Here is a 22,553-nt window from a genome sequence, read left to right as displayed (position 1 = left end):
TCGCGGCGGTCGTCAAGTTCTCGTGCAGGCACGGACTTTGACTCGCCGCCCGCGAAAAAGAGGGAAACCACGCTTTGTTTCGTGATTTCCCTCTTAGTATGCGGACTTCTCTTTATTTGAGTCTTGCAGATTTTTGTACCTGTGCCAATTCCTTCATCTCGCTGGCATTTGCCAGAACAGAATCCGTAATTTTCGCGCCGCCAAGCATTCTTGCCAGTTCTCTGACAGAATCTTCCTCGGATAATGGATGGATCGATGTGACGGTCTCGTTTTCTTCGACGTTTTTTTCGATTTCAAAATGAGAATCTGCCATCGCTGCGATCTGCGGCAGATGGGTGATGCAGATGACCTGATGGCGCTGCCCGATCTGTGCCATTTTTTCGGAAATCTTCTGCGCCGTCCTTCCGCTGATTCCGGTGTCGATTTCATCGAAAATCAGGGTTTCTGTCTCGTCGCGGTCGGCAAGAATCGTCTTGATTGCAAGCATGATTCGCGACAATTCACCGCCGGAAACAACTTTCGCCAGCGGACGGATCGCTTCGCCCGGGTTTGTGGAGATTAAGAACTCCACAGCATCGGTTCCGTTTTCGGTGTAGCTTTTTGTCTTTTCAAATGAAATTTCAAATGCGACATGCAGGAAATTCAGGTCGCGCAGACCTTCGATAATCTGTGTTTCGAGCCGTTTTGCATAGTTTCTGCGGATTTTGGACAGATTATGTGCGGCCGCATCCAGTTTCTGCTCCGTTTTCTGTAACTGCTCCTGCAGTGCGGCACGGCAGCTCTCAAAGTTTTCCAGTTTTTCCAGTTTTTTCTGCTGTTCTTCGCGATATGCGGTGATCTCTTCCATCGTCTTTCCATACTTTGCTTTCAGGCGGTTGATCTCATCGAGCCGCTTTTCCGTCTCGTAATACTCTTCTTCGGAAAAGGTCAGTTCGGAAAGATATGCGGAAATTTCGCGGTTGAAATCATTCAGCAGTCCGTCAATATCGGAAAGGGTCTGCGACGGACCGGAAAGTGCATCGTCGTACACCGCAGCCTGCTGCAGCTCCCGGATTGCGCGGCCGACCTGCTCCCCAGCGCTGTTCTCTGCACCGTAGCCGGTGATCGCATATACCGTCTGCAGAGATTCCGCGATCTTTTTCGCATGGCCCATTTTCCGGTACGCAGTTTCCAACGCTTCGTCCTCGCCCTCTTTTAGCTCTGCCTGATCAATCTCGTTGATTTCAAACGTAAGAAATGCTGCCTCCCGCTTTCTTGCCTCCTCGTCGAGTTCGTACGCCGAGAGCTCCTTTCGGACATTCTTCCACTCCTGGTACAGCGCCCGGACCTCTCCTTTTGCCGTGGCCGCCTCGGTTCCCGCAAACGCGTCAAGAATCGCGATCTGCCGGTCCGGATAGAGCAGCGACTGGTGCTCATGCTGGCCGTGGATGTCGAGCAGCAGGGACGCAAGAGCTTTTACCTGCGAGATATTGCATGCCTCGCCGTTGATGCGGCAGACGCTGCGGGATCCGGTGATCTTTCTGGAAATAATCACCTGACCCTCCTCCGCCTCGAGATCCATCTCTTTTAACAGCTCCAGCACATGCGGGTTTTCGGTTTCAAAGACCAGTTCCACCAGCGCGCTTGTCTCTCCCGTCCGGATCATCTCGCGGGATATCTTCTTTCCAAGCGCCGCGTTGATCGAACCGATCAGGATGGATTTTCCGGCTCCGGTTTCTCCGGTCAGTATATTCAGGCCCGGACCGAACTCCACTTCCGCTTCGTCGATCAGGGCCAGATTTTTTACGTGTAAGTTTGTGAGCATTCTTTTCCTCCGGTGTCACACCTGCTGTCATCTTTTTGTCTCTTTTTGCAGAGACGTGCGTTCTTTAGAACTCTTCGCCCGTCTCCTCCATGCCGTCCACCATTTTTTTCAGTCGTTCTGCTGCCACAAGCGCCGCATCATCGTCTCTTGCCACGCAGAGAATCGTATCGTCTCCGCCGATGCAGCCGACAATTTCATTCCAGTTCATCTCATCGAAAGCCGCTGCCGCCGCCATCGCCATTCCAGACACGGTTTTGATGACCAGAATATTCTTGGCAAGATCAACGGAAATATACGCGTCTTTTAACACGCGCGCATAGCGGCTCCCAACCTCGGACGGTGCGTTCTGCAGAACCGCATAGCGGCTTCCGCCGTTCTCTTTTGGTACTTTTGTGAGCTTCAGCTGGCGGATATCCCTCGAAATCGTCGCCTGCGTTACGGCAAAGCCGCTCTCCTCCAGCTTCTTTGCCAGCTCCTCCTGTGTTTCAATGTCATATTGGTTAATTAATTTGATAATCTGTGCATGTCTCGCGATTTTCATTTCAAGCATCCTTCCCCAGTAACTATATCTTAAATGTTTGCCATTTTCTTTCTTAATGTCTCCAGAAAACTGATGTTGCTGATCTTCACAATCAGAGTGTCCCGTCTGGCCTTTTTGATCACGATCCGGTCGCCGGTTTTCATCGGAACGCGGGTGTCGCCGTCAAAATATGCCATGCCCTGTTCAATGCCGCCGTCTCTCGAAGGCCCGAGCTCCACCTCGATCACATCCTCTGCCGGAAAGACAATGCTTCTCGTATTCAGGGTGTGCGGGGCAAGCGGTGTCATCAGCATCAGGCTGGCTGACGGTGAGATGATCGGGCCGCCCGCGGAGAGGCTGTAGCCGGTCGAACCGGTCGGCGTTGCGATGATGATGCCATCGGCGCTGTAGGAATTTAAAAACTCCCCGTTAACGTAATTGTCGAACCGGACGACACGCAGGTTTCCCTCACGGGTGATCGTAATGTCGTTGAGTGCCGTGTCCTCCGCAATCAGCTTTCCGTCCCGGTAAATCGATCCGCAGAGCATCATGCGGTGCTCAATCGTATACTCATCCGCCATCAGATGATCCAGCGCCGGATAAAGCGTGTCACGGTCGATTTCCGCAAGATAGCCGAGCGTTCCCAGATTGATGCCGAGCAGTGGAATCTGTAAATCCACCACGTCGCCTGCTGCCTGCAGAAGCGTGCCGTCACCACCGAGCACCAGAATGCCGTCGATATCTGACGGAACCTTCGCCGGATCCGTATAATGGTATTTTTCCCCTTTTTCGCTGTTATCGCAGAGAAGACACGTTTTTCCGCGCTCCTCCAGATATTGCCTGATCTGGTCTGTCACGGTAAGGTCCGGGTCTTTTGCTCTGTTTGTGATCAGGTAAAATCGCTCCATATCATGCTCCTTAACCCTTTTATTTATCCAGTGTATCGTGTGCGCTCTTTACAACGGCGTCTACATCGACATTGGTCTCTTCCTCTGTCACGCCGTCCGGCAGCCGGACAAGGTGAACGAGATACTCGATATTTCCCTCCGGTCCTTTGATCGGAGAAAATTCCAGATGGCGCACGCCGAAGGAAATGCTTTTCGCATAGGAAATGACCATCTCAATGACTTCTTTGTGTACAGCCGGATCACGGACAACACCTTTTTTGCCGACTTTTTCGCGTCCTGCCTCAAACTGCGGCTTGATCAGAGCTGCAATTTCGCCGTTCTCTTCCATCAGATTCCGGACCGGAAGCAGCACCTTGGTCAGGGAGATAAACGATACGTCGATCGATACGAAGGACGGTCTCTCCTCGATATCCTCCGGCACGACGTAACGGATGTTCGTGCGCTCCATACAGACAACGCGCGGATCGTTCCGCAGCTTCCAGTCGAGCTGGCCGTGGCCGACATCCACGGAATATACCTTGACGGCGCCGTTCTGCAGCATACAGTCGGTAAAGCCGCCGGTGGATGCTCCGACATCCATGCAGACCTTTCCATCCAGGGTAAGGTCAAAGTTTTTCATTGCTTTCTCTAACTTTAAGCCGCCGCGGCTCACATACGGCAGTGGTTTTCCTTTTAAGACAATCTCCACTTCTTCCGGGAACATGGAACCGGCTTTGTCCTCCCGCTCATTGTCCACCAGAACTTCTCCTGCCATAATCATGGCTTTCGCTTTTTCCCGCGATGTGGCAAGGCCCCGTTCTACCAGTAATACATCTAATCGTTTTTTCATCTTTCTTCCTGCCCCTGTTTTCTGTAGTATTCCTCAATTCTGCCGCAGATATCTTCCGGCGTAAAGCCGACCTGTTTCATCTGGTATAATACACTTCCGTGCGGAATAAAGCGGTCCGGCAGTGCAATGATCTCCACGCCAAACGGAAGGTCTTCTTCCTCGGCAAAAGCAAGGACGCGCTCTCCAAAGCCGCCGTCTTTTACATTTTCCTCGAGTGTTACGACAAGCTCATACGTATCGGCAAAGCTTCGAAGAAGTTCTTCATCGATTGGTTTGACGAACCGCGCATTCACAAGCGCCGCATCCATATCCATCCGCTCTTTTAACTGTTTCTGCACTTCTTCTGCCATTTTTACCATACTGCCGACGGCAAGAAGTGCAACACGGCTTCCCTCATGGATCACTTCTGATTTTCCGAGGCAGATGGGCGCACGGAACTCTTTTAATCCCGTATACGCTTCCCCTCTCGGGTAGCGCACCGCGATCGGGCCGTCGTAATCGACCGCAAATTTGATCATATCCGAAAGCTCCCAGAGGTTCTTCGGTGCAAGAATTGTCATATTCGGCATCGAACCCAGATAGGAAAGGTCGAAAATGCCGTGGTGTGTCTCCCCGTCGTAGCCCACAAGACCGGCGCGGTCAATCGCAAAGACGACATGGAGATTCTGCATACAAACGTCATGCATGATCTGATCGTACGCCCGCTGCAGGAATGAAGAATAAATCGCAACGACAGGCGTAATGCCGCCGAGTGACAGTGCCGCTGCAAATGTCACCGCGTGCTCTTCTGCGATTCCCACATCGAAACAGCGGTCCGGGAACATGTTGGAGAAGCGTTTCAGTCCGACACCGGTCATCATCGCCGCCGTGACTGCCGCAACATCCTTTCTTCGATCTCCCATTTTCCGCATGACCGTGGAAAAGACATCCGTGTACGTCGGATTGGATTTTCCAACCGGCAATCCTGTTTTCACATCGAACGGACCCGCACCGTGGAATCTTGCCGGGTGGCGCATCGCCGGCTCATAGCCGCGGCCCTTCTGTGTCAGGACATGCACCAGAATCGGTCCTTCAAACCGTTTTGCTTCCTGGAAGGTCTTGATCAGCTGCGGAATGTTGTGGCCGTCCACAGGACCTAAATACGTAAGTCCCATATCCTCAAACAGCATGCCCGGAATGATGATCTGTTTGATGCTGCTTTTCGTCTTCCGCATCGCATCCACCATGCCAGGTCCGATGCCCGGAATGCGGTTCAATGCCTTTGTGACGTCCATCTTGAAATCCGTGTACGCCGATGCCGTCCGAAGGCCGGACAGGTACGATGACATACCGCCGACATTCTCGGTGATCGACATTTCGTTGTCATTTAAAACGATAATAAAATTCGATTTCAGGCTGGCCGCATTGTTCAGCGCCTCGTACGCCATGCCGCCGGTCAGCGCACCATCTCCGATGATCGAAATAACGGAATAATTTTCTTTTTTCAGTTCCCGTGCACGCACATAGCCGACGCCTGCGGAAATCGAGGTCGAGCTGTGGCCGGTGTCGAATACATCGCAGTCACTCTCGCTCCGCTTCGGGAATCCGCTGATGCCGCCTTCCCGGCGCAGCGTTTCAAACCCGTCTTTCCGCCCGGTCAGAATCTTGTGCGTGTAGGACTGGTGTCCCACATCCCAGATCAGCTTGTCTTTTGGAAGATCGAAGACGCGGTGCATCGCAATCGTCAGTTCCACGACACCAAGATTGGACGCCAGATGGCCGCCGGTTTTACTCAAAGACTCGATAATAAATTCCCGGATTTCATCTGCAAGCGCCGGAAGCTGGTCCGCCGGAATCTTCTTAATATCGTTTGGTTTCTGTATTTTTTCTAACATGAAATCATCCCTTACTTTTTTCTGGAAGTCAGAGATTCAAACAGCTCTTCCAGAAATATTTTATCTCCCGGACAGGACAGATTTTTCAGTTCGTCTACGGCCTCTTTCGTGAGCCGTTTTACCTCCTGCTCCGCCCCGTCTGTGCCAAACATCGTCACATACGTTGTTTTTTCATTCTTTTCATCGCTGAAAACCGGCTTTCCAAGCTCCTCCATCGTGGATGTGACATCCAGGATGTCGTCCCGGATCTGGAACGCGATCCCGACTTTGGAGGTAATCCGGCAGAGCGCGTCAAGATCATCGTCGTTTGCTCCTGCAAGTGCCGCACCTGCCATCATGGCAGCCTCTAAAAGCGCCGAAGTCTTGTTCTCGTAAATGTAGTCCAGCATCTCACGGTCGATGGCGAAATGGCCGGCTTTTTCATTCATCACGTCAACACTCTGACCGCCCAACATGCCGGAAATTCCGGTTTTCTGACAGAGAATGCCAAAAGCACGCACTACGCGGTCGGTGTGCTCCTCCAGTGGAAAGGCTTTCCAGGCTGTCTCGTATGCATAGTTTAAAAGGGCGTCTCCTGCCAGCACGCCGACGGCCTCCCCGAAGACGACATGGGTCGTTTTTCTGCCGCGGCGGTAATCATCGTTGTCGATCGCAGGGAGATCATCGTGGATCAGGGAATGGGTGTGAATCATCTCCATGGCTGCCATAAATGGTTTTACAGCCTCCCCGGTTCCGCCGAACAGACGGAAACTCTCCTGCAAAAGCAGCGGACGAAGCCTCTTTCCGCCCGCTGTCATACTGTAATTCATGGCTTTTGCCAGTTTCTTTGCAAAGCCTTCCTCTTTCGGCAGGTAAGCGGCAATGATACTTTCCGCTTCCCGCGTTTTTTCTTCGAGTACCGCTTTAAAATTCTCTGAATGTTCCATCCTCATTCATCTGGAGCATTTTTTTCTCGACGCGGTCAATTTTCTGACTGCATTCGTTCAAAAGCTCCATTCCCTCCTTGTATAAACGAAAGGAGTCTTCCAGGCTGACATCGCTGCTCTCCAGCGTTTCGAGCATCTGATCCAGTTTTCCAAATGCTGCTTCCAGTGTCTCACCGGAAGGGGTTCCTTCTTCTTTTCTCTCTTCTGCTTCCATATTTCCCATGTTTTCTCGATTCTCTGCTTTTTCACGATTGTTCCATCCAGGATACGGCCGATGTCTTCTCTGCGCGCGCTGTGATCTTTCCGTCTGATACACAGATTTCGAGCAGATCACCTTCTTTGACATCCTGCACCGAAGTGATGGCTTTTCCTTCTTTTTCCACGTAGGAATAGCCCTGGTTCAGCTTGTCCAGCGGGGACAGACCCTTCATCGCCTGAATGTAAAGGGCAAGGCGGTGGCGCGCTTCTTTGAGCTTTTCTTCCATCGCATCTGTATACCGACGCTCCAGCTCGGCGTGGCGTGCTCTCTGGTCACGGATCTTATTTTCCGGTCCGAGATACTTCCACTTTGTCTCGTACTGCAGAAGGCGGCTTCTCGCTCTCTGCGTCTGGTTTGCCATCGCATGGTTCATGCGGCTTTTATAATTTTCCAGTGTGTTGAGTACCGCGCGGACATCAGCGACTGCCAGCTCCGCCGCTGCGGACGGGGTCGGGGCGCGCAGATCTGCCACGAAATCGATGATCGTTGTGTCGGTCTCATGGCCGACGGCGGAGATCACCGGCGTATGGCAGGAAAAAACGGCACGCGCTACTTTTTCCTCATTGAACGCCCAAAGATCCTCGATCGAACCGCCTCCGCGGCCCACGATCAGCACATCCAGATTCAGTACGTCCAGACGGCGTATGCCCTCCACGATGCTGTCCGCCGCTCCCTCTCCCTGCACCAGGGCCGGGTAGAGGATGATCTGGACAAAGGGATTCCGGCGGAGTGCAATGTTTTTGATATCCTGCACAGCAGCTCCCGTCGGTGCTGTGACAACGCCGATTTTCTTTACATACGCAGGAATCGGCTGCTTGTACTCCGGGGCAAACATGCCCATCTCTTCCAGTTCTGCTTTTAGGGCCAGATACTTTTCGTATAAAAGGCCGGCGCCCTCTTTTGTGATCTCTTTTGCATAGATCTGATACTTTCCGTCCCGCTCATAGACGCTGATGCTGCCGCCGACAATCACGTTATCGCCGTCCCGCATCGGGAAGGCAAGGCCGCGCCGCGAACCGGCGAACATGACACAGGAAATGGTTCCTTCCGCATCTTTTAAGGAAAAATAGATGTGGCCGGACGGATGGTATTTACAGTTGCTTACTTCTCCGCTGACGTAAATCCGGCGGAGCATATAGTCCTGGTCAAAGATGTTTTTGATGTATGAATTGACCTGGCCTACGGTGTAAACATTCTGATTTTTATTTCTCATCTTCTTCTCTTGCCAGTTTTCCAAGAATACCGTTGATAAAGGACGGAGACTGGTCTCTGCCGAAGCGTTTTGCCAGCTCAACGGCCTCGTTGATGGCTACACCGACCGGAACGTCCTCGTCGAATTTCATCTCGTAAACGGCAAGACGCAGGATCGCCAGGTCTACTTTTCCCATACGGGTCGTTTTCCAGCCCTCGGAAGTACGGTTCAGCATCTCGTCGATTTCCGGGATGTGCTCGGTCACATGATGGTATTTCTCTTCCATATAGGTCTGATCTTTTTCGCTTACGGTTACTTCTTCATCCTCGTCGTTGTCGTCAGAGTACGTAAAGTAAAGAGACATCTGCTGCGGCATCTCCTCTTTCTCCTGGAACTCTGCGGTATAGAGAAGTTTAAAAATATTTTCGCGAAGTTTGCTTCTGTTCATTGTCTGTTTTAATTCCTTCCTGTATAGTTAATTAACTATTTTTCTTCCATTTCATCTGGCTCTGAATAGTTAACAAGAACCGCGGGGTTGTAAGGGGTCGCCTTATTCCCTCGCGGTTCGTTGTTTTTTATTTCGTCTGTTCCATATTCACGCCTGCAATGGCTACATTGACATCGGAAACTTCCAGGCCTGTCATATTCTCGATCGCTGTTTTTACTTTTTCCTGTACGTTTTTGCAGGTTGCCGGAATCTCGTATCCATATTTGAGATTGAGGGCAAGATCCACGCAGACAACGCCGTCGAGTACATCAACTTTGACACCCTTGGAAAGATTTTTCATGCCAAGCTTGCTGACTAATTCGTTGGTAATATTTCCGGCCATGGAGGCTACCCCGTCCACTTCCGTTGCCGCAAGTCCTGCGATAATAGCTACCACCTCGTCTGCAATCTGCACGGTTCCGATTCCTTCGTCATCATATATCGTATAAGTGTTTCTTTTCTGAATTTTTGCCTCTGCCATCTTAAAGAACCTCCTCCTTGGCTGACTTTCCTTTATTATACCAAAAGTTTTCCGAAAATAAAAGTTTTTTTTATTCTTCTTCCTGTGCCGCGCACCACTCGCGTGCTGCCGGCGTGTTGGCAAGGCCGCCCTGGCCGGTTTCGCGCAGACTCGGATGCATCTGGTCGCCGACTTCCCGCATCGCATCGATCACCTGATCCGGCGGAATGCGGCTTATGATTCCCGCAAGTGCCATGTCCGCCGCAGAAAGTGCATTCACGGAACCGATCACATTCCGTTTGACGCACGGGACCTCGACAAGACCGCCGACCGGGTCACACACGAGACCGAGCAGGTTCTTTAATGCCATCGCTGCCGCATGCGTGATCTGGGACGGAGTGCCGCCGCCAAGTGCGGTCAGTGCGCCTGCCGCCATCGCGCTTGCTGTTCCGATTTCGGCCTGGCAGCCGCCGGAAGCGCCCGCAATGTAGGCCCGCGCCGCAACGACCTGGCCGATACCGGCTGCCGTGTAGAGCGCACGCACGATCTGCTCATCCGCTGTCCCCTTCTCTTTCTGGTAATTCACGAGCACAGCCGGAAGCACACCGCACGCTCCTGCGGTCGGTGCTGCAACGATCCGCTTCATGCAGGCGTTTGACTCACCCATCGCAAGTGCAGATGCCATAACTTTTCCGACAAACGGTCCGCAGAGCGTGTTCCCGCTCTCGACATACGCGCGCATCGTCTTTCCGGCGCCGCCCACAAGACCGCTTCTCGACTGCAGCGAACCGTCATAATTCCGTTCAGCGCCTTTCATGGCTTCCCACATGCCGCGCATCGTCTCAATGGACTCTTCGCGGCTTACATTTCTCTCATTCATATCGTCCAGAAGGATGACTTCATCAAACGGCAGGTCTTTTTCCTGGCACTCCCGGACAATTTCTTCCAGTGAATTATAAGACATCGTCCTCTTCTCCTTCCGTTACGTTGATGTATGTTACCTTTACAATGCCCTCAAGATGCTCCAGCCATTCCAGCGACTCTTTGGGAAGCGGCTGATCCATCTCCACGACCATGACGGCCGATCCGCCTCTCTTGTCGCGGTAGAGGGACATATTCGCAATGTTGACTGACTTATGTGCCAGCATCGACGTAACCTCGGCTACGTGGCCCGGCTGGTCCAGATTGTGGACGATCAGGGTCGGAATCTCGCAGCTGCAGTTGACATCCAGCCCGTCGAGGCGGTTGATCATGATACGGCCGCCGCCAAGGGAGCACGCCTGCACCTCGAGCGTCCGGCCGCTCTTTCCCTTTACTTCCAGAACGACGCTGTTCGGATGGGCACTCGTCAGATTGGCGATGCCGAATGAATAGGAAAGACTCATCTTCCGGGCAATTTCAAAGCTGTCCGGAATCCGCTCGTCATCCGGCCGCATGCCGAGAAGACCCGCGACGAGACCGCGGTCCGTTCCATGGCCCTTTCCCGTTGCGGCAAAGGAACCGTACATCAGTATTTTTGCTTCCACCGGCTGTTCCCCGAGAAGTTTCTGCGTCATCCATCCAATCCGCACTGCCCCCGCTGTGTGCGAACTCGACGGACCGACCATCACAGGGCCCAGAATATCGAATAAGTTCATTCCTTCTCCTTTTTAAGCGGCATCCCGCTCTTTTGTTCTTAGTTTTTGCTGAATTCGGTCAGCACAAGGTCTTTGTTTCGATCCTGTACCATGCCGACACTCCACGGATTGACAAAGAGAAGCAGCGGATTTCCCTTGAGGTCCATGACCTTCTTCATATCGGATGTACCCTGAATACGGTCCAGGTTGATCTCCTCTTTGTTTGCGATCCAGCGGATGTGCTCATACGGCAGGTTCTCCAGACGGATATCCACGTTGTACTCATTCTCCAGACGGTATTTTAAAACGTCAAACTGCAGGACGCCGACAACGCCGACGATGATCTCCTCCATGCCGCCTTTGTACTCCTGGAAAATCTGGATCGCACCTTCCTGTGCAATCTGGGAAATTCCCTTGACGAACTGTTTTCTCTTCATCGTATCGAGCTGGCGCACTCTTGCAAAATGCTCCGGCGCGAAGGTCGGAATTCCCTCGTATGCGAATTTTCTGCCCGGCATACAGATCGTATCTCCGATGGAGAAGATACCCGGGTCAAATACACCGATGATATCGCCGGCGTATGCTTCATCAACAATATGACGGTCACTCGCCATCATCTGCTGCGGCTGGGAAAGACGCATTTTCTTTCCTCCCTGCACATGGAAGACTTCCATTCCGGCGTCGAATTTGCCGGAGCAGATGCGCATGAATGCGATACGGTCACGGTGTGCTTTGTTCATGTTTGCCTGGATTTTAAAGACAAACGCAGAGAAATCCTCTTTGACCGGATCGATCACGCCGCAGTCTGCCGTACGCGGAAGCGGCGGCATCGTCATCGTGAGGAAGTGCTGCAGAAAAGTCTCCACACCAAAGTTGGTGAGCGCAGATCCGAAGAATACCGGGGAGAGCTCTCCCTTGCTGACAAGCTCCTGGTCAAACTCTGCACTTGCGCCGTCGAGCAGCTCGATCTCATCCATAAGCTGTTCTTTCTGGTCCTCATCGACCACATCGAGAAGATGCGGATCGTCGATATCAATTTCTTCCTCGATACCTTCCTTCGTTCCCTTCATTGTATCGGAGAAGGTAAGGACTTTCTTTTTGTCACGGTCGTAAACACCGCGGAATTTCTTTCCGGAACCGATCGGCCAGTTGATCGGGCAGGTTGCAATGCCGAGCTCTTTTTCGATCTCGTCGAGCAGCTCGAAGGTATCGTTCGCATCGCGGTCCATCTTGTTGATGAAGGTAAAGATCGGGATGTGGCGCATGACACAGACTTTAAACAGCTTTCTGGTCTGTGCCTCGACACCCTTCGATGCATCAATAACCATGACGGCGGAATCGGCTGCCATCAGGGTACGGTACGTATCCTCCGAGAAGTCCTGGTGTCCCGGGGTATCCAGAATGTTGATGCAGTAGCCGTCGTAATTGAACTGCAGAACGGAAGAGGTAACGGAAATACCACGCTCTTTCTCGATCTCCATCCAGTCGGATACGGCATGGCGCGCAGTCGCTTTTCCTTTTACGGAACCGGCGAGATTGATCGCTCCTCCGTACAGCAGGAATTTCTCAGTCAGTGTGGTTTTACCGGCATCCGGGTGGGAAATGATGGCAAAGGTACGCCGTCTTTCAATTTCTTTTGTATAATCAGGCACGGTTTTATCTCCTTTAGAATATAAAATCTTATTTACTATGTTTTCCATGTTTATGCTTTTTAGACATACTAATTTATTCTATTATATGCCACCATTCCTGTCAATCGTTATCTTGACAGTTCATTCATAATCGAAGCATAAATCTTCTGACTCCGGTTTTCCCAGTTGCTGCAGATCTTTTTGGCCGCCTCCTCGGACGGAACCGTCACGACAATCTCAAAAATAGTCGTCTTCCGCTCTCTTGCCTGACAGCGGACCTCGTAGTCATCTCCCGCGGTCTTGTAGTAATCGGCCACAACGGACGCTTTTTTCCGCAGTTCATAGGAGTGTTCCTTCATATAGCGGTCGATTTCCTCCCGGATTTCCGGAGAGATCTCGTTTTCGAAGAAGGAAAGCGTCTTGCTGCCCTCCTCAGTCATGTGGTAGTACGAGGTGTTGCGCACCTTCTCGATCTCGATCAGCTTTGTATCCTGCAGCTCGCTTAACGCCTCCTGGAGATGAAAGTAGTTCGTGTACTCTTTTTCCAGGATAAAATCCGAAATCTGTGTATTTGACAGCGGAAAATTCACATTCTGCAGCATGTAGAGAATAATCAGTTTGTATAACGTAAAGGATGATTCAATCACGGTGTGTTTCCTCCTTTTTCTTCGTCCAGAAGCTGTCCCTGATACGCATGTTCTTCTTTCATGCGATGATGCAGCTCATTTAAGACGGTGCGTTTTGCCTGGCTCCATGTTGGTGCAATCAGAAGATCCCCGGGGCCGTCTCCCGTCACACGGTGGATCACAAGATCGGGACGGAGGCGCCGCAGGCAGTCGATGACAAGGGTAAGATACGCCTCCTGCTCCAGCACCTCAAATTTTCCGGCCGCGTAGTCCGCCGCAAGATCCGTGTTTTTCAGCACATGAAGCAGCTGAAGCTTGATGCCGGAAATGGAAAGTCCATTCAGGTAATCCATTGTTGCAAAGACTTCTTCCTGTCCCTCCCCCGGCAGACCGAGGATCGTGTGGACAACCACGGGAATCCCCCGCCTGTGCAGCTCGTTTACTGCCTGTTCAAAACAGGAAAGCGGATAGCCCCTTCGGATATACTGTGCCGTTTTTTCATGCATCGTCTGCAGTCCCAGCTCCACCCAGACCGGTTTGATCCGGTTCAGCTCTTCTAACAGAGAAAGAACCTCTTCCCCTAAGCAGTCCGGTCTCGTTCCGATCGAAAGGACCACGACCTCCTCGTCCGAAATTGCCTCCCGGAAAATTTTTTCCAGATATTCCACCGGCGCGTACGTGTTCGTATACGCCTGGAAATAAGCGATGAACTTATGCACCGGCCGCTTTTGCTGCAGGAGGGATTTCTGCTCCCGGATCTGTTCCGGGATGGATTTGTTTCTGTCCCCGGCAAAATCACCGGAGCCGCCCGCACTGCAGAAAATGCAGCCCCGGTCACCGCAGGTGCCGTCCCGGTTCGGACACGTCATCCCGCCGTCGAGCGAGAGCTTGTACACTTTTTCCCCGAACGTCTTTTTCAGATAGGCGTCCAGCGAATAATACGGCTTTCCAAGCCAGTCTGTCATGATTTCTTCCCCTTTTATTCGATGTCTTTTCCAATTTTTTTGAAGTTTTCCCGGATCTTCTGCTCATAGCCGTTCGTTCCAAGATGAAGGAAACGGCTTCCTAAGATCTCGTCCGGCAGATACTGCTGCTCGACGTAGTGATTCGGGTAATCATGTGCATACTGATAGCCTTGACCGTGGCCGAGTTTGGCAGAACCTTTGTAATGGGCGTCCTGCAGATGCGGCGGAACCGACGTCCGCACACTTCCGACCGTCTTCATCGCCGCAAAGACTGCCTCGCACGAAGAATTACTCTTCGGTGCACAGGCAACATACGTGGCTGCCTCCGCCAGAATAATCTGCGCCTCCGGCATGCCGACGCGTTCCACGGCAAGGGACGCGGAAACTGCTACATTTAAGGCATTCGGATCGGCAAGGCCGACATCCTCCGCCGCGCAGATCATGATGCGGCGGGCGATAAACTTGATATCCTCCCCGGCATACAGCATTTTGGCCAGATAAAAGACCGCCGCATCCGGGTCAGAACCACGCATGCTCTTGATAAATGCAGAGATCGTATCGTAATGCTGATCGCCCGTCTTGTCGTACCGCACGACGCGCTTCTGGATGCACTCCGATGCCGTTTCGAGATCGATATGGATTTTTCCGTCCGCCTGACGTTCCGTTGAGAGGACGCCCAGCTCGATTGCATTTAAGGCCGCTCTCGCGTCACCGCCTGCGATGTCGGCAAGGAACTCTTTTGCATCCGCATCGAGCACAACGTTGTACGTCCCGAGCCCCTTTACCGGGTCCGTCACCGCGCGCTCCAGCAGTTTTTCGATGTCCTCTTTTTCGAGCGGCTTTAATTCAAAGATAATGGAACGCGAAATCAGCGCCCCGTTGACCTCGAAATACGGGTTTTCCGTCGTCGCGCCAATCAGAACGAGTGTGCCGTCCTCCACAAACGGAAGCAGATAATCCTGTTGCCCCTTGTTGAAGCGGTGGATCTCGTCGACAAAAAGAATCGTCTTTTTGCCGTACATGCCGATCCGCTGCTGCGCTTCTTTTACGACTTCTTCCATATCCTTTTTGCCGGCTGTCGTGGCATTCAGCTGGGTAAACTCTGCGCTTGTCGTGTTGGCGATGACGCGGGCAAGCGTCGTTTTTCCCGTTCCCGGAGGGCCGTAGAAAATGACGGAGCCGAGTTTATCCGCCTTGATCGCACGGTACAACAGCTTTCCAGGGCCGATGATGTGCTCCTGTCCAACCACCTCGTCCAGCGTTGTCGGGCGCATGCGCGATGCGAGGGGGGACTCTTTTTCCATTGTGGTTTCTTTCATATAATCAAACAAATCCATGTATTTTTCACCCCATTTTTCTTCCTGCCATTTATCTTATCACATTTTGGCGGGTATCCTCAACCCCTTAATCTCGGATTCTCCGCAACTATGTTCGATGGAATCCGCGGAAGCTATTCTTCAATCAGCTCACGCACCGTCACAAACGTGTATCCCTCTTCTTTTAATTCTTTTACGATCCGCCGCAGCGCTTCCACCGTCGCGCGGTAGCCGTCATGCATGAGAATAATGCTGCCATCCTTCACATTCGGAAGCACCGCGCTGCAGATCGACGCGGTGTTCTGGCTCTCCCAGTCGCGGGAATCCACATCCCAGAGTACCGGGATCATCGTCACTGCAAGGTCCAGCCCCTCTCTCCATTCCCCGAACGGCGGACGGATATAGACGGGATATTCCCCTGTGATCTCGTAGATTGCATTGCTTGTTTTCACGACCTCCTCCCTCGCTTCCTCTTCTGATACTTTCGTAAGCTGAACATGATGAAACGTATGATTTCCGATCAGATGGCCTTCCGCATGCATCCGGCGGACGATTTCTTCGTTTCCGGCAAGACACTGCCCCTGCAGAAAAAACGTTGCCGGAATTTCATTTTCTTTTAAAATTTCAAGCACCTCCGGCGTATAGCACGCATTCGGCCCGTCATCAAATGTCAGCGCCGCACGGCGGGGCACACTTTTTTCTGCTTCCGCCGCTGTCTCTTTCGCGCCTTCTCTTTCACACCGTGCCAGCTCTGCAAACAGAATAGCCGCCATCATCACAGCCAGAAGCGGCAGAGGAACGTGCCGCACTTTTCGGAATCTCCGCATGGTCTGCCCTTCGCACTTTCTTCTGCATTCCCTGTATTATATGAAAAACAGGAGAAAAGATGCCGCACCCGGCGGTTCTTTTCTCCTGTTTTTGTTCTTTATGTATCCTGTACCTGAAGAATATACGTACCGGACGCAGTATCCTGGTAAACGATATCTCCGATGGACTGCAGCAGCGATTCGTTCAGCGCATCGCCATATTTCTCCTTTTCTTTGCTTCCCACAAAAATGTAGGTCACATGATACTGCTCCAGCAGGCGCAGCACTTCATTCGTATCGGTCGAGGTGTACATCTGTTTCACATCCTCGGCGCGGACATTTAAGTCTGCGGGATCCCCTCTCCAGAGCCATTCATGGACATACCATCCAAGCACGGTCGGAAGACCGGTCATTGCGGAAACGCGCTCGTAATCGCTATAGCTGTCGCCGTTCGCCTCAAGCACAACCGGCTGTCCTTCTATTGTTTCATCCAGCCAGCGGATGGCACCTGCGTCCTCGGAAAAGACATTTTCCAGATACGCTGTCGCATCGAGTCCGCGGTACTCGGACAGATCGAAAATATTTCCGAACCAGGAGTACACGCTCGTTCCAAAATAGCCGAAGGTCCATAAAAGCAGTACCAGCCCGATTCCGCCGAACACCTGCAGAATCCGCTCTTTTTTCCAGAGCAGGAACCGCGTGATGATGTAGCTCATGCAGATCCCAAACAGGATAAATGCCTGATACGTCAGCTTGAACATCGTGTTGGAGCGCGCATACGATTCTTCGTAGATATCGCGCACATAGACGAGCTCCGGAATGATGATAAGGCCGATGGCACAGAGGCCTAAAATACCGATCACCATATCGCTCACCGCAATCTCTCTCCAGAAATTACAGAAGGCAGAAACTTTTTTTGGCTTTTCCGCCGTTTCTTTTTCGCCCGGCTCCGGTTTTTTCTCTCCCAGAATCAGGGCAACGGCCTGCTCTTCCACCTCTTCCTGCGTCTTTCCATCGGCAAGTACAATCTGTCCCTGCCGCTCCATGCCCGGAAGATGACAGTTTTTCCGCCATGCTAGCAGAACGGCTGCGATAAACAGCACAACGAGCACCGTCGGAAGGCCCCAGAGAATCGTCAGCTGATACAGCATCGAATGGTGCCTGGCAATGCCGACACCGGAAACCATCGTCTCAAACTTCATTGTAAACGGAAGGGCGACAACTGTTCCAATTGCAAAAACTTCTGCAGCCTGCAGGAGAACCGTTCCGATCGTCTCTTTCGCCCGCGCATGATACCGGTACAGCGCACCGTACAGAGAGAAGCCTGCAATCACGACGAAATAGATAACAAAATCCCAGTAGTTGGACCAGTGGAACACACCGATCAGAAAGCCCGCCGCGATGATCTGCGGCTGAAGCAGAACGTCTTTTAACGACCATTTCCACTCTTTTTCCGGATCACGGCAGGTATTTTTCACGTAGGAATATAAAAGGCCCAGCACCAGCAGGACGAACATGACATTCACCACATGGGCATGCAGGTCGCCGAGCACAAAGGAATACGATGGAAACTCATGAATCGTGCGGTCATTTTCCACAAGCGGGTCATACCCGATATAGCGGGTCGAACTCGGGAACCAGTAAGCCGATTCGTTCAGTCCCAGCCACTGGCGGATGCAGCCGTAAATCACATAGTGCATATTTCCGGCAAGGGAAACGGCGCCTCCCGAAAGAAGACCGCCAAGCACCGGTGCAATCTGGCTTTTATTGCCGCCCTCTTTCCGGATGCGGTGGCACGCACGCGACTCTGCCAGATGGTAGGTGATCGAAAACGGCAGAACAAACGCGAACGATGCCACCATCGTACGCATCAGATGGTACGTCTGCTTTACATCCGTGAAGGTAATCTTCGTCAGAAATACGGCATAGAACTGGCCGCCGTAATAGTAGTTAATACCGCTTCCGCTGTACCAGAGATCCTCTGCCGGAACGGCGGTGCTGCGCATCATGGCCTTCATAAAACCATAATCCATGAATTTTTCGGTTCCGTGTGCCTCCGGGTGAAAGCCCGCAAGATAGGTCCAGAGAAGGAAAAAGGCGAAAAACAACACTTCTTCCATCATCAGGAAGTCGATTTCCGGCGCATGGACGCGTACCTTAAAACATCCGAAAATCCAAGAAGCCAGGATCAGTACACCGACTGTGATCAGGCAGACCGGTGCGGTAAACGGAACCAGTCCGAAGCTTCCAAGAGCAAATACAGCAAAACCGGAAACAACGATGCCAAGCACTTTAGAAAACATCCATCCCCGGTCATGAAACCGCGGAAACAGCGCTGCGGCAGCCGGATAAAATCCAATACCGAGCACCAGGGTCATAAGCCACCACTTCAGGAACGAAACGTTGTCCGTTCCAAGAAGCGGCGTTGTGGCCAGCACAAGCAACACCAGCAGAATGCCGGAAACTGTCGTCTTTTTGCTCATCTTTAATTATCTTCCTCTGTCATTGTATAGACATGACGTTTTCTTGCCATCTCATCGCTTGCAAGATACTCGTCGTAGGTGGTCATCTTATCGATCAGCGCGCCGTTCGGAAGGATCTCCATGATACGGTTTGCTGTAGTCTGTACAAACTGATGGTCGTGGCAGGTGAACAGCAGCACGCCCGGGAATTTGATCAGACCGTTGTTCAGTGCAGTGATGGACTCCATATCCAGATGGTTGGTCGGCTCGTCAAGAACGAGAACGTTTGCACCGGAAATCATCATCTTGGAGAGCAGGCAGCGCACTTTCTCTCCTCCGGAAAGGACTCTGACACGTTTCACGCCGTCCTCACCGGCAAAAAGCATTCTTCCGAGGAATCCGCGGACATACGTTACGTCCTTGATCTCGGAATACTGGGTCAGCCAGTCTGCGATCGTCAGGTCGCAGTCGAATTCTGCGGTGTTGTCCTTCGGGAAGTAAGCCTGTGTAGTGGTTACGCCCCATTTGTAGTAACCGGAATCCGGCTCTTCTTCTCCGGTCAGAATCTTGAACAGCATGGTGATCGCCTGCTCGTTGCTTCCGACGAAAGCAACTTTATCTTCTCTTCCGAGGGTGAAGCTTAAGTTATCCAGGATTTTCACGCCGTCTACGGTTTTGGTCAGTCCCTCTACCTGCAGAACGTCGTTTCCGATCTCACGGTTCGGACGGAAATCGATGTAAGGATATTTCCGGCTGGACGGTTTGATATCGTCGAGCTGGATTTTCTCCAGGGCTTTCTTACGGGAAGTAGCCTGTTTACTCTTCGATGCGTTGGCGCTGAATCTAGAGATGAAGTCCTGTAACTCTTTGATCTTCTCCTCTTTCTTCTTGTTCGCCTCTTTCATCTGTTTTACCAGCAGCTGGCTGGACTCAAACCAGAAGTCGTAGTTTCCGGCATAGAGCTGGATTTTTCCGTAATCTATATCTGCGATCTGGGTGCAGACTTTATTCAGGAAGTAACGGTCGTGGGATACGACGATAACGGTATTCTCGAAGTTGATCAGGAACTCCTCAAGCCACTCGATCGCATCGAGGTCCAGGTGGTTGGTCGGCTCGTCGAGAAGAAGGATGTCCGGGTTTCCGAACAGGGCTCTTGCAAGAAGAACTTTGACCTTCTGGCTACCGGTCAGGTCTGCCATCTGTGCGTAGTGCAGTTCCGGCTCAATGCCAAGGCCGTTTAAGAGCTGCTCTGCATCGGTCTCTGCCTCCCAGCCGTTCATCTCTGCAAACTCACCCTCGAGCTCGCTCGCTTTGATACCGTCCTCATCTGTGAAGTCTTCTTTTGCGTACAGCGCCTCTTTCTCTTTCATGATCTCATAGAGACGGGCATTTCCCATGATAACGGTGTCGAGTACCGGATAGCTGTCGTATTTGAAGTGGTCCTGCTCGAGGAAGGAAAGACGCTGGCCCGGTGTGATGGTTACGTCTCCGTTTGTCGGTTCAAGCTGGCCGGACAAGATTTTCAGAAAGGTTGATTTTCCCGCTCCGTTGGCACCGATCATGCCGTAGCAGTTTCCCTCGGTGAATTTGATATTGACATCTTCAAACAACGCTTTTTTTCCGACACGAAGTGTCACATTATTTGCTGCAATCATACTTTTTAAAACCTCATTTTCTTATTCTTAATTGTAAACGTGAAGTTACCGCCGGGGTTTCCCGGTCATACGGAGTATAGTCTACCATAGGTTTCCGTTTTCTGGCAAGTAGGGAAAGCCCTTATTCTTCGTCTTTTTCACCGGAAATTGTAAAAAAGCTGTCATCCCGGTCTTTTTTGTCGATCAGTTCATTGTACTGCAGGCATTCATACTGCCGTTCGTACTCGAGATCCTCCTCCGGCGCATCGCTGTCGTTCCAGCGGTACCAGGTTCCGTCACTTGCTAAAAAGCCGAGGTGATTGAGCGCCGGCATCTTCTCGCGCAGGTCAAGCAGATACTCGTTGTACGGCGTCAGTTCCAGGCCGGTAAGGCTTAACGCATAGCTTGAGAGATAATTTGTGCTGATCCAGACATTGCTCTCGGATTTCATGCTGTAGTTGGTCCAGATGAAGAACGGGGTTCCATAGAACTTCTCCTGATCCTCGACCGAAAGATTCTGATAGGCGTCTCCGGCAATCCATGTTTCAAACGCATCCGGCAGTTTCGGGGAATGATCGCCGAACATAATGATCATCGTCGGCTCGTCCACCTGCTGGAAATACCGGATCAGATAGGAAATTGCCTCATCGGAAAGCTTTAACAGGGAGAAATACTGATCGGCCTCATCACTGTCGTAGCCGTTGCAGTTGATATCCGCCTGGAAATAACGGTTCGTGTAGCCGCTGTGGTTCTGCATCGTCACATCAAAGAGGAAGAACGGGCTGCCCGGCTCCTTGTTCTCGTAGGTTTCCACGATCTTCTCATAGTTCGCCTGATCGCTGATCATGCCGCGGTACCGCTTGGCCGTATCGGAGAACTGATCAATCGAGATGAAATCATCAAAATCAAGGAAACGGTATGCCGTGCTCCGCTTCCAGTTTGTCGCCTTGTTCGGATGCATCGCAATTGCCTGATAACCCTGGTCTTTTAACGTCGTGACAAGGGAATACTGGCTGTGCGTAAAGTAGCTGACGTACGGCACCATGCCCGGGAACCGCTTGCAGGAGTTTCCGGTCAGGAACTCATACTCCGTTTTTGCTGTTCCGCCGCCCTTGGTACACGTCAGCGTGTGCCCTTTGATGATATTTTCGGTCAGCGAGTCGAGGAACGGCATGTAGCTCTCGCTCGTCTGCGGATCGCCGACGGAACGGTAGTCAAACCACGACTCGTTCATGATCGCGATGATGTTGACGGGTGTCACGCTATCCGCATTATCTTTTCGAAGATCTTCTGTTTTCGTCTCTTTCTCGCTCGTATCGGCAATCGCTGTCACTTCGTCTTTCGAATAGCCGTCCGGCGGTGTCAGGCGCATGTATTTGGCGACCGCGGTAAAACCGACTGTCGTTCCGTACTGGCGGTATGTCTTCGCCGGATTCCAGAGGTCACTGATGACACCGAACTCGGCGTTCCAGTTCAGATTCATGTACGCCAGGTATGTTCCGAGCGTCAGCGCAGCAGCAGCCACGCGGAGCAGAATTTTATTTCTCGTTTTCCGTGCAAAACGATATTCCCGGCTCTGCAGCCAGAGGCGCACAACGAGCATCATCGTGATAAACGAAGTCACGATTTCACCTGTGATCTCGAATTTGTAGCCGCCGACTACGTCCGCCGCCGTCGCAATGCTGTACAGGTCGATGAGCTGGAACGCTTCTCCGCGGAACAGATAAACATAGTAGAATACCAGACTCATGCAGAAATAAAAGATGTTCATGAAAATCATCGCGCGGCGGATGGAGTTCAGAAAGAGGGAAACGAGAATGGAAAGTACGAAAATGACACCGATATTCAACAACGCATAATACCATTTCATCTCCCGGAACTGGCTGTTTGTGACAAATTCCAGTGTGGCAAACAGATAGGCTGCGTTTGCCAGCATCAGAATCGGCTGTTTCCATCCCACATAGCGCGGTTTTGGTTTCTGGTCCGGCTTTGCAGCAAACCGGCAGAAACTGACAACTGTCGTCAGTATGATACACGCCAGCAGGCATGGGAACAGAAAGTGAATACTCCACTCCCGGTCTGCCGCCGTCGTATCCAGCAGCGGGCGCGCCAGAAACAGCAGCACCGCCAGCACGCCGAAATCCAAAACAAGAAACGCGCACCGGGCGCGCTCCTTTTGATTCTCTTTTAATCTCTGATAAAACTTCTGCATCGAAACTTTATGCTCCTTTTATAAAC

At 51.9% G+C, this 22,553-nt stretch carries 20 protein-coding genes; all 20 read right to left on the bottom strand.

The window, feature by feature from the left end; genetic code table 11:
* Positions 1–112 precede the first annotated feature (112 nt).
* Entirely contained in the window at positions 113–1,804 is a 1,692-nt protein-coding gene (gene recN / locus DWZ44_RS00410) for a DNA repair protein RecN (RefSeq protein ID WP_117804023.1), read from the bottom strand.
* A gap of 64 nt (positions 1,805–1,868) precedes the next feature.
* The gene (gene argR / locus DWZ44_RS00405; protein WP_022463344.1) at positions 1,869–2,345 is read right to left on the bottom strand and encodes an arginine repressor; all 477 of its coding nucleotides are present in this window, start codon (positions 2,343–2,345) and stop codon (positions 1,869–1,871) included.
* A gap of 29 nt (positions 2,346–2,374) precedes the next feature.
* The gene (locus tag DWZ44_RS00400) at positions 2,375–3,232 is read right to left on the bottom strand and encodes an NAD(+)/NADH kinase (protein ID WP_117804022.1); all 858 of its coding nucleotides are present in this window, start codon (positions 3,230–3,232) and stop codon (positions 2,375–2,377) included.
* A gap of 19 nt (positions 3,233–3,251) precedes the next feature.
* On the bottom strand, positions 3,252–4,061 hold the full coding sequence (locus DWZ44_RS00395; RefSeq protein WP_117804021.1) for a TlyA family RNA methyltransferase: 810 nt from the start codon (positions 4,059–4,061) through the stop codon (positions 3,252–3,254).
* Positions 4,058–5,935, bottom strand: coding sequence for a 1-deoxy-D-xylulose-5-phosphate synthase (gene dxs, locus DWZ44_RS00390; protein ID WP_117804020.1), 1,878 nt, complete (start codon positions 5,933–5,935; stop codon positions 4,058–4,060). Before dxs ends, DWZ44_RS00395 begins: the two co-directional genes overlap by 4 nt.
* An 11-nt stretch (positions 5,936–5,946) precedes the next feature.
* Entirely contained in the window at positions 5,947–6,861 is a 915-nt protein-coding gene (locus tag DWZ44_RS00385; protein WP_330411313.1) for a polyprenyl synthetase family protein, read from the bottom strand.
* Positions 6,839–7,084, bottom strand: a complete 246-nt coding sequence (xseB, locus tag DWZ44_RS00380) for an exodeoxyribonuclease VII small subunit (protein ID WP_226906307.1) — start codon at positions 7,082–7,084, stop codon at positions 6,839–6,841. Before xseB ends, DWZ44_RS00385 begins: the two co-directional genes overlap by 23 nt.
* Positions 7,085–7,106: 22 nt before the next feature.
* On the bottom strand, positions 7,107–8,333 hold the full coding sequence (gene xseA, locus DWZ44_RS00375) for an exodeoxyribonuclease VII large subunit (protein ID WP_117509110.1): 1,227 nt from the start codon (positions 8,331–8,333) through the stop codon (positions 7,107–7,109).
* Positions 8,323–8,760: a transcription antitermination factor NusB gene (gene nusB, locus DWZ44_RS00370; RefSeq protein WP_022463351.1), complete on the bottom strand. Its 438-nt coding sequence runs from the start codon at positions 8,758–8,760 to the stop codon at positions 8,323–8,325. The genes xseA and nusB overlap by 11 nt, the downstream gene beginning before the upstream one ends.
* A 127-nt stretch (positions 8,761–8,887) precedes the next feature.
* Positions 8,888–9,280 carry an Asp23/Gls24 family envelope stress response protein gene (locus DWZ44_RS00365; RefSeq protein ID WP_022463352.1) on the bottom strand — a complete coding sequence of 131 codons (393 nt, stop codon included), beginning with the start codon at positions 9,278–9,280 and terminating at the stop codon, positions 8,888–8,890.
* 70 nt (positions 9,281–9,350) lie between these two features.
* A complete protein-coding gene (sdaAA, locus tag DWZ44_RS00360) occupies positions 9,351–10,223 on the bottom strand; it encodes an L-serine ammonia-lyase, iron-sulfur-dependent, subunit alpha (RefSeq protein WP_055228454.1) in 873 nt (290 codons plus the stop codon).
* On the bottom strand, positions 10,213–10,896 hold the full coding sequence (sdaAB, locus tag DWZ44_RS00355; RefSeq protein ID WP_117804018.1) for an L-serine ammonia-lyase, iron-sulfur-dependent subunit beta: 684 nt from the start codon (positions 10,894–10,896) through the stop codon (positions 10,213–10,215). Before sdaAB ends, sdaAA begins: the two co-directional genes overlap by 11 nt.
* Before the next feature lie 38 nt (positions 10,897–10,934).
* The gene (locus tag DWZ44_RS00350) at positions 10,935–12,527 is read right to left on the bottom strand and encodes a peptide chain release factor 3 (protein ID WP_117804017.1); all 1,593 of its coding nucleotides are present in this window, start codon (positions 12,525–12,527) and stop codon (positions 10,935–10,937) included.
* A 107-nt stretch (positions 12,528–12,634) separates the two neighbouring features.
* Positions 12,635–13,153, bottom strand: a complete 519-nt coding sequence (locus DWZ44_RS00345; RefSeq protein WP_022462531.1) for a DUF4364 family protein — start codon at positions 13,151–13,153, stop codon at positions 12,635–12,637.
* Positions 13,150–14,097, bottom strand: coding sequence for a TIGR01212 family radical SAM protein (locus DWZ44_RS00340; protein WP_117804016.1), 948 nt, complete (start codon positions 14,095–14,097; stop codon positions 13,150–13,152). Before DWZ44_RS00340 ends, DWZ44_RS00345 begins: the two co-directional genes overlap by 4 nt.
* A gap of 14 nt (positions 14,098–14,111) precedes the next feature.
* Positions 14,112–15,434: a replication-associated recombination protein A gene (locus tag DWZ44_RS00335; protein WP_022462529.1), complete on the bottom strand. Its 1,323-nt coding sequence runs from the start codon at positions 15,432–15,434 to the stop codon at positions 14,112–14,114.
* A 113-nt stretch (positions 15,435–15,547) separates the two neighbouring features.
* Positions 15,548–16,240 (bottom strand): polysaccharide deacetylase family protein, encoded by a 693-nt coding sequence (locus tag DWZ44_RS00330; protein WP_117804015.1) that lies wholly within the window; start codon positions 16,238–16,240, stop codon positions 15,548–15,550.
* Between the two features lie 98 nt (positions 16,241–16,338).
* The gene (locus DWZ44_RS00325; RefSeq protein WP_117804014.1) at positions 16,339–18,702 is read right to left on the bottom strand and encodes a DUF2298 domain-containing protein; all 2,364 of its coding nucleotides are present in this window, start codon (positions 18,700–18,702) and stop codon (positions 16,339–16,341) included.
* Between the two features lie 2 nt (positions 18,703–18,704).
* A complete protein-coding gene (locus DWZ44_RS00320; RefSeq protein ID WP_022462526.1) occupies positions 18,705–20,336 on the bottom strand; it encodes an ABC-F family ATP-binding cassette domain-containing protein in 1,632 nt (543 codons plus the stop codon).
* A 121-nt stretch (positions 20,337–20,457) separates the two neighbouring features.
* Positions 20,458–22,527 carry an LTA synthase family protein gene (locus tag DWZ44_RS00315; protein WP_117804013.1) on the bottom strand — a complete coding sequence of 690 codons (2,070 nt, stop codon included), beginning with the start codon at positions 22,525–22,527 and terminating at the stop codon, positions 20,458–20,460.
* Positions 22,528–22,553: the final 26 nt, after the last annotated feature.

Origin of the sequence: Blautia sp. AF32-4BH (assembly GCF_003460565.1) — a bacterium.
GTDB classification, from domain to species: Bacteria; Bacillota; Clostridia; order Lachnospirales; family Lachnospiraceae; genus Fusicatenibacter; species Fusicatenibacter saccharivorans.
This window is presented reverse-complemented; position numbering and strand designations above follow the sequence as displayed.

What these genes read in the sequence shown, in the direction of transcription:
- recN (WP_117804023.1), bottom strand. Translation starts at nt 1,804, where the DNA reads ATGCTCACAAACTTACACGTAAAAAATCTGGCCCTGATCGACGAAGCG.
- argR (WP_022463344.1), bottom strand. Translation starts at nt 2,345, where the DNA reads ATGAAAATCGCGAGACATGCACAGATTATCAAATTAATTAACCAATAT.
- DWZ44_RS00400 (WP_117804022.1), bottom strand. Translation starts at nt 3,232, where the DNA reads ATGGAGCGATTTTACCTGATCACAAACAGAGCAAAAGACCCGGACCTT.
- DWZ44_RS00395 (WP_117804021.1), bottom strand. Translation starts at nt 4,061, where the DNA reads ATGAAAAAACGATTAGATGTATTACTGGTAGAACGGGGCCTTGCCACA.
- dxs (WP_117804020.1), bottom strand. Translation starts at nt 5,935, where the DNA reads ATGTTAGAAAAAATACAGAAACCAAACGATATTAAGAAGATTCCGGCG.
- DWZ44_RS00385 (WP_330411313.1), bottom strand. Translation starts at nt 6,861, where the DNA reads ATGGAACATTCAGAGAATTTTAAAGCGGTACTCGAAGAAAAAACGCGG.
- xseB (WP_226906307.1), bottom strand. Translation starts at nt 7,084, where the DNA reads ATGGGAAATATGGAAGCAGAAGAGAGAAAAGAAGAAGGAACCCCTTCC.
- xseA (WP_117509110.1), bottom strand. Translation starts at nt 8,333, where the DNA reads ATGAGAAATAAAAATCAGAATGTTTACACCGTAGGCCAGGTCAATTCA.
- nusB (WP_022463351.1), bottom strand. Translation starts at nt 8,760, where the DNA reads ATGAACAGAAGCAAACTTCGCGAAAATATTTTTAAACTTCTCTATACC.
- DWZ44_RS00365 (WP_022463352.1), bottom strand. Translation starts at nt 9,280, where the DNA reads ATGGCAGAGGCAAAAATTCAGAAAAGAAACACTTATACGATATATGAT.
- sdaAA (WP_055228454.1), bottom strand. Translation starts at nt 10,223, where the DNA reads ATGTCTTATAATTCACTGGAAGAAATTGTCCGGGAGTGCCAGGAAAAA.
- sdaAB (WP_117804018.1), bottom strand. Translation starts at nt 10,896, where the DNA reads ATGAACTTATTCGATATTCTGGGCCCTGTGATGGTCGGTCCGTCGAGT.
- DWZ44_RS00340 (WP_117804016.1), bottom strand. Translation starts at nt 14,097, where the DNA reads ATGACAGACTGGCTTGGAAAGCCGTATTATTCGCTGGACGCCTATCTG.
- DWZ44_RS00335 (WP_022462529.1), bottom strand. Translation starts at nt 15,434, where the DNA reads ATGGATTTGTTTGATTATATGAAAGAAACCACAATGGAAAAAGAGTCC.
- DWZ44_RS00330 (WP_117804015.1), bottom strand. Translation starts at nt 16,240, where the DNA reads ATGCGGAGATTCCGAAAAGTGCGGCACGTTCCTCTGCCGCTTCTGGCT.
- DWZ44_RS00325 (WP_117804014.1), bottom strand. Translation starts at nt 18,702, where the DNA reads ATGAGCAAAAAGACGACAGTTTCCGGCATTCTGCTGGTGTTGCTTGTG.
- DWZ44_RS00320 (WP_022462526.1), bottom strand. Translation starts at nt 20,336, where the DNA reads ATGATTGCAGCAAATAATGTGACACTTCGTGTCGGAAAAAAAGCGTTG.
- DWZ44_RS00315 (WP_117804013.1), bottom strand. Translation starts at nt 22,527, where the DNA reads ATGCAGAAGTTTTATCAGAGATTAAAAGAGAATCAAAAGGAGCGCGCC.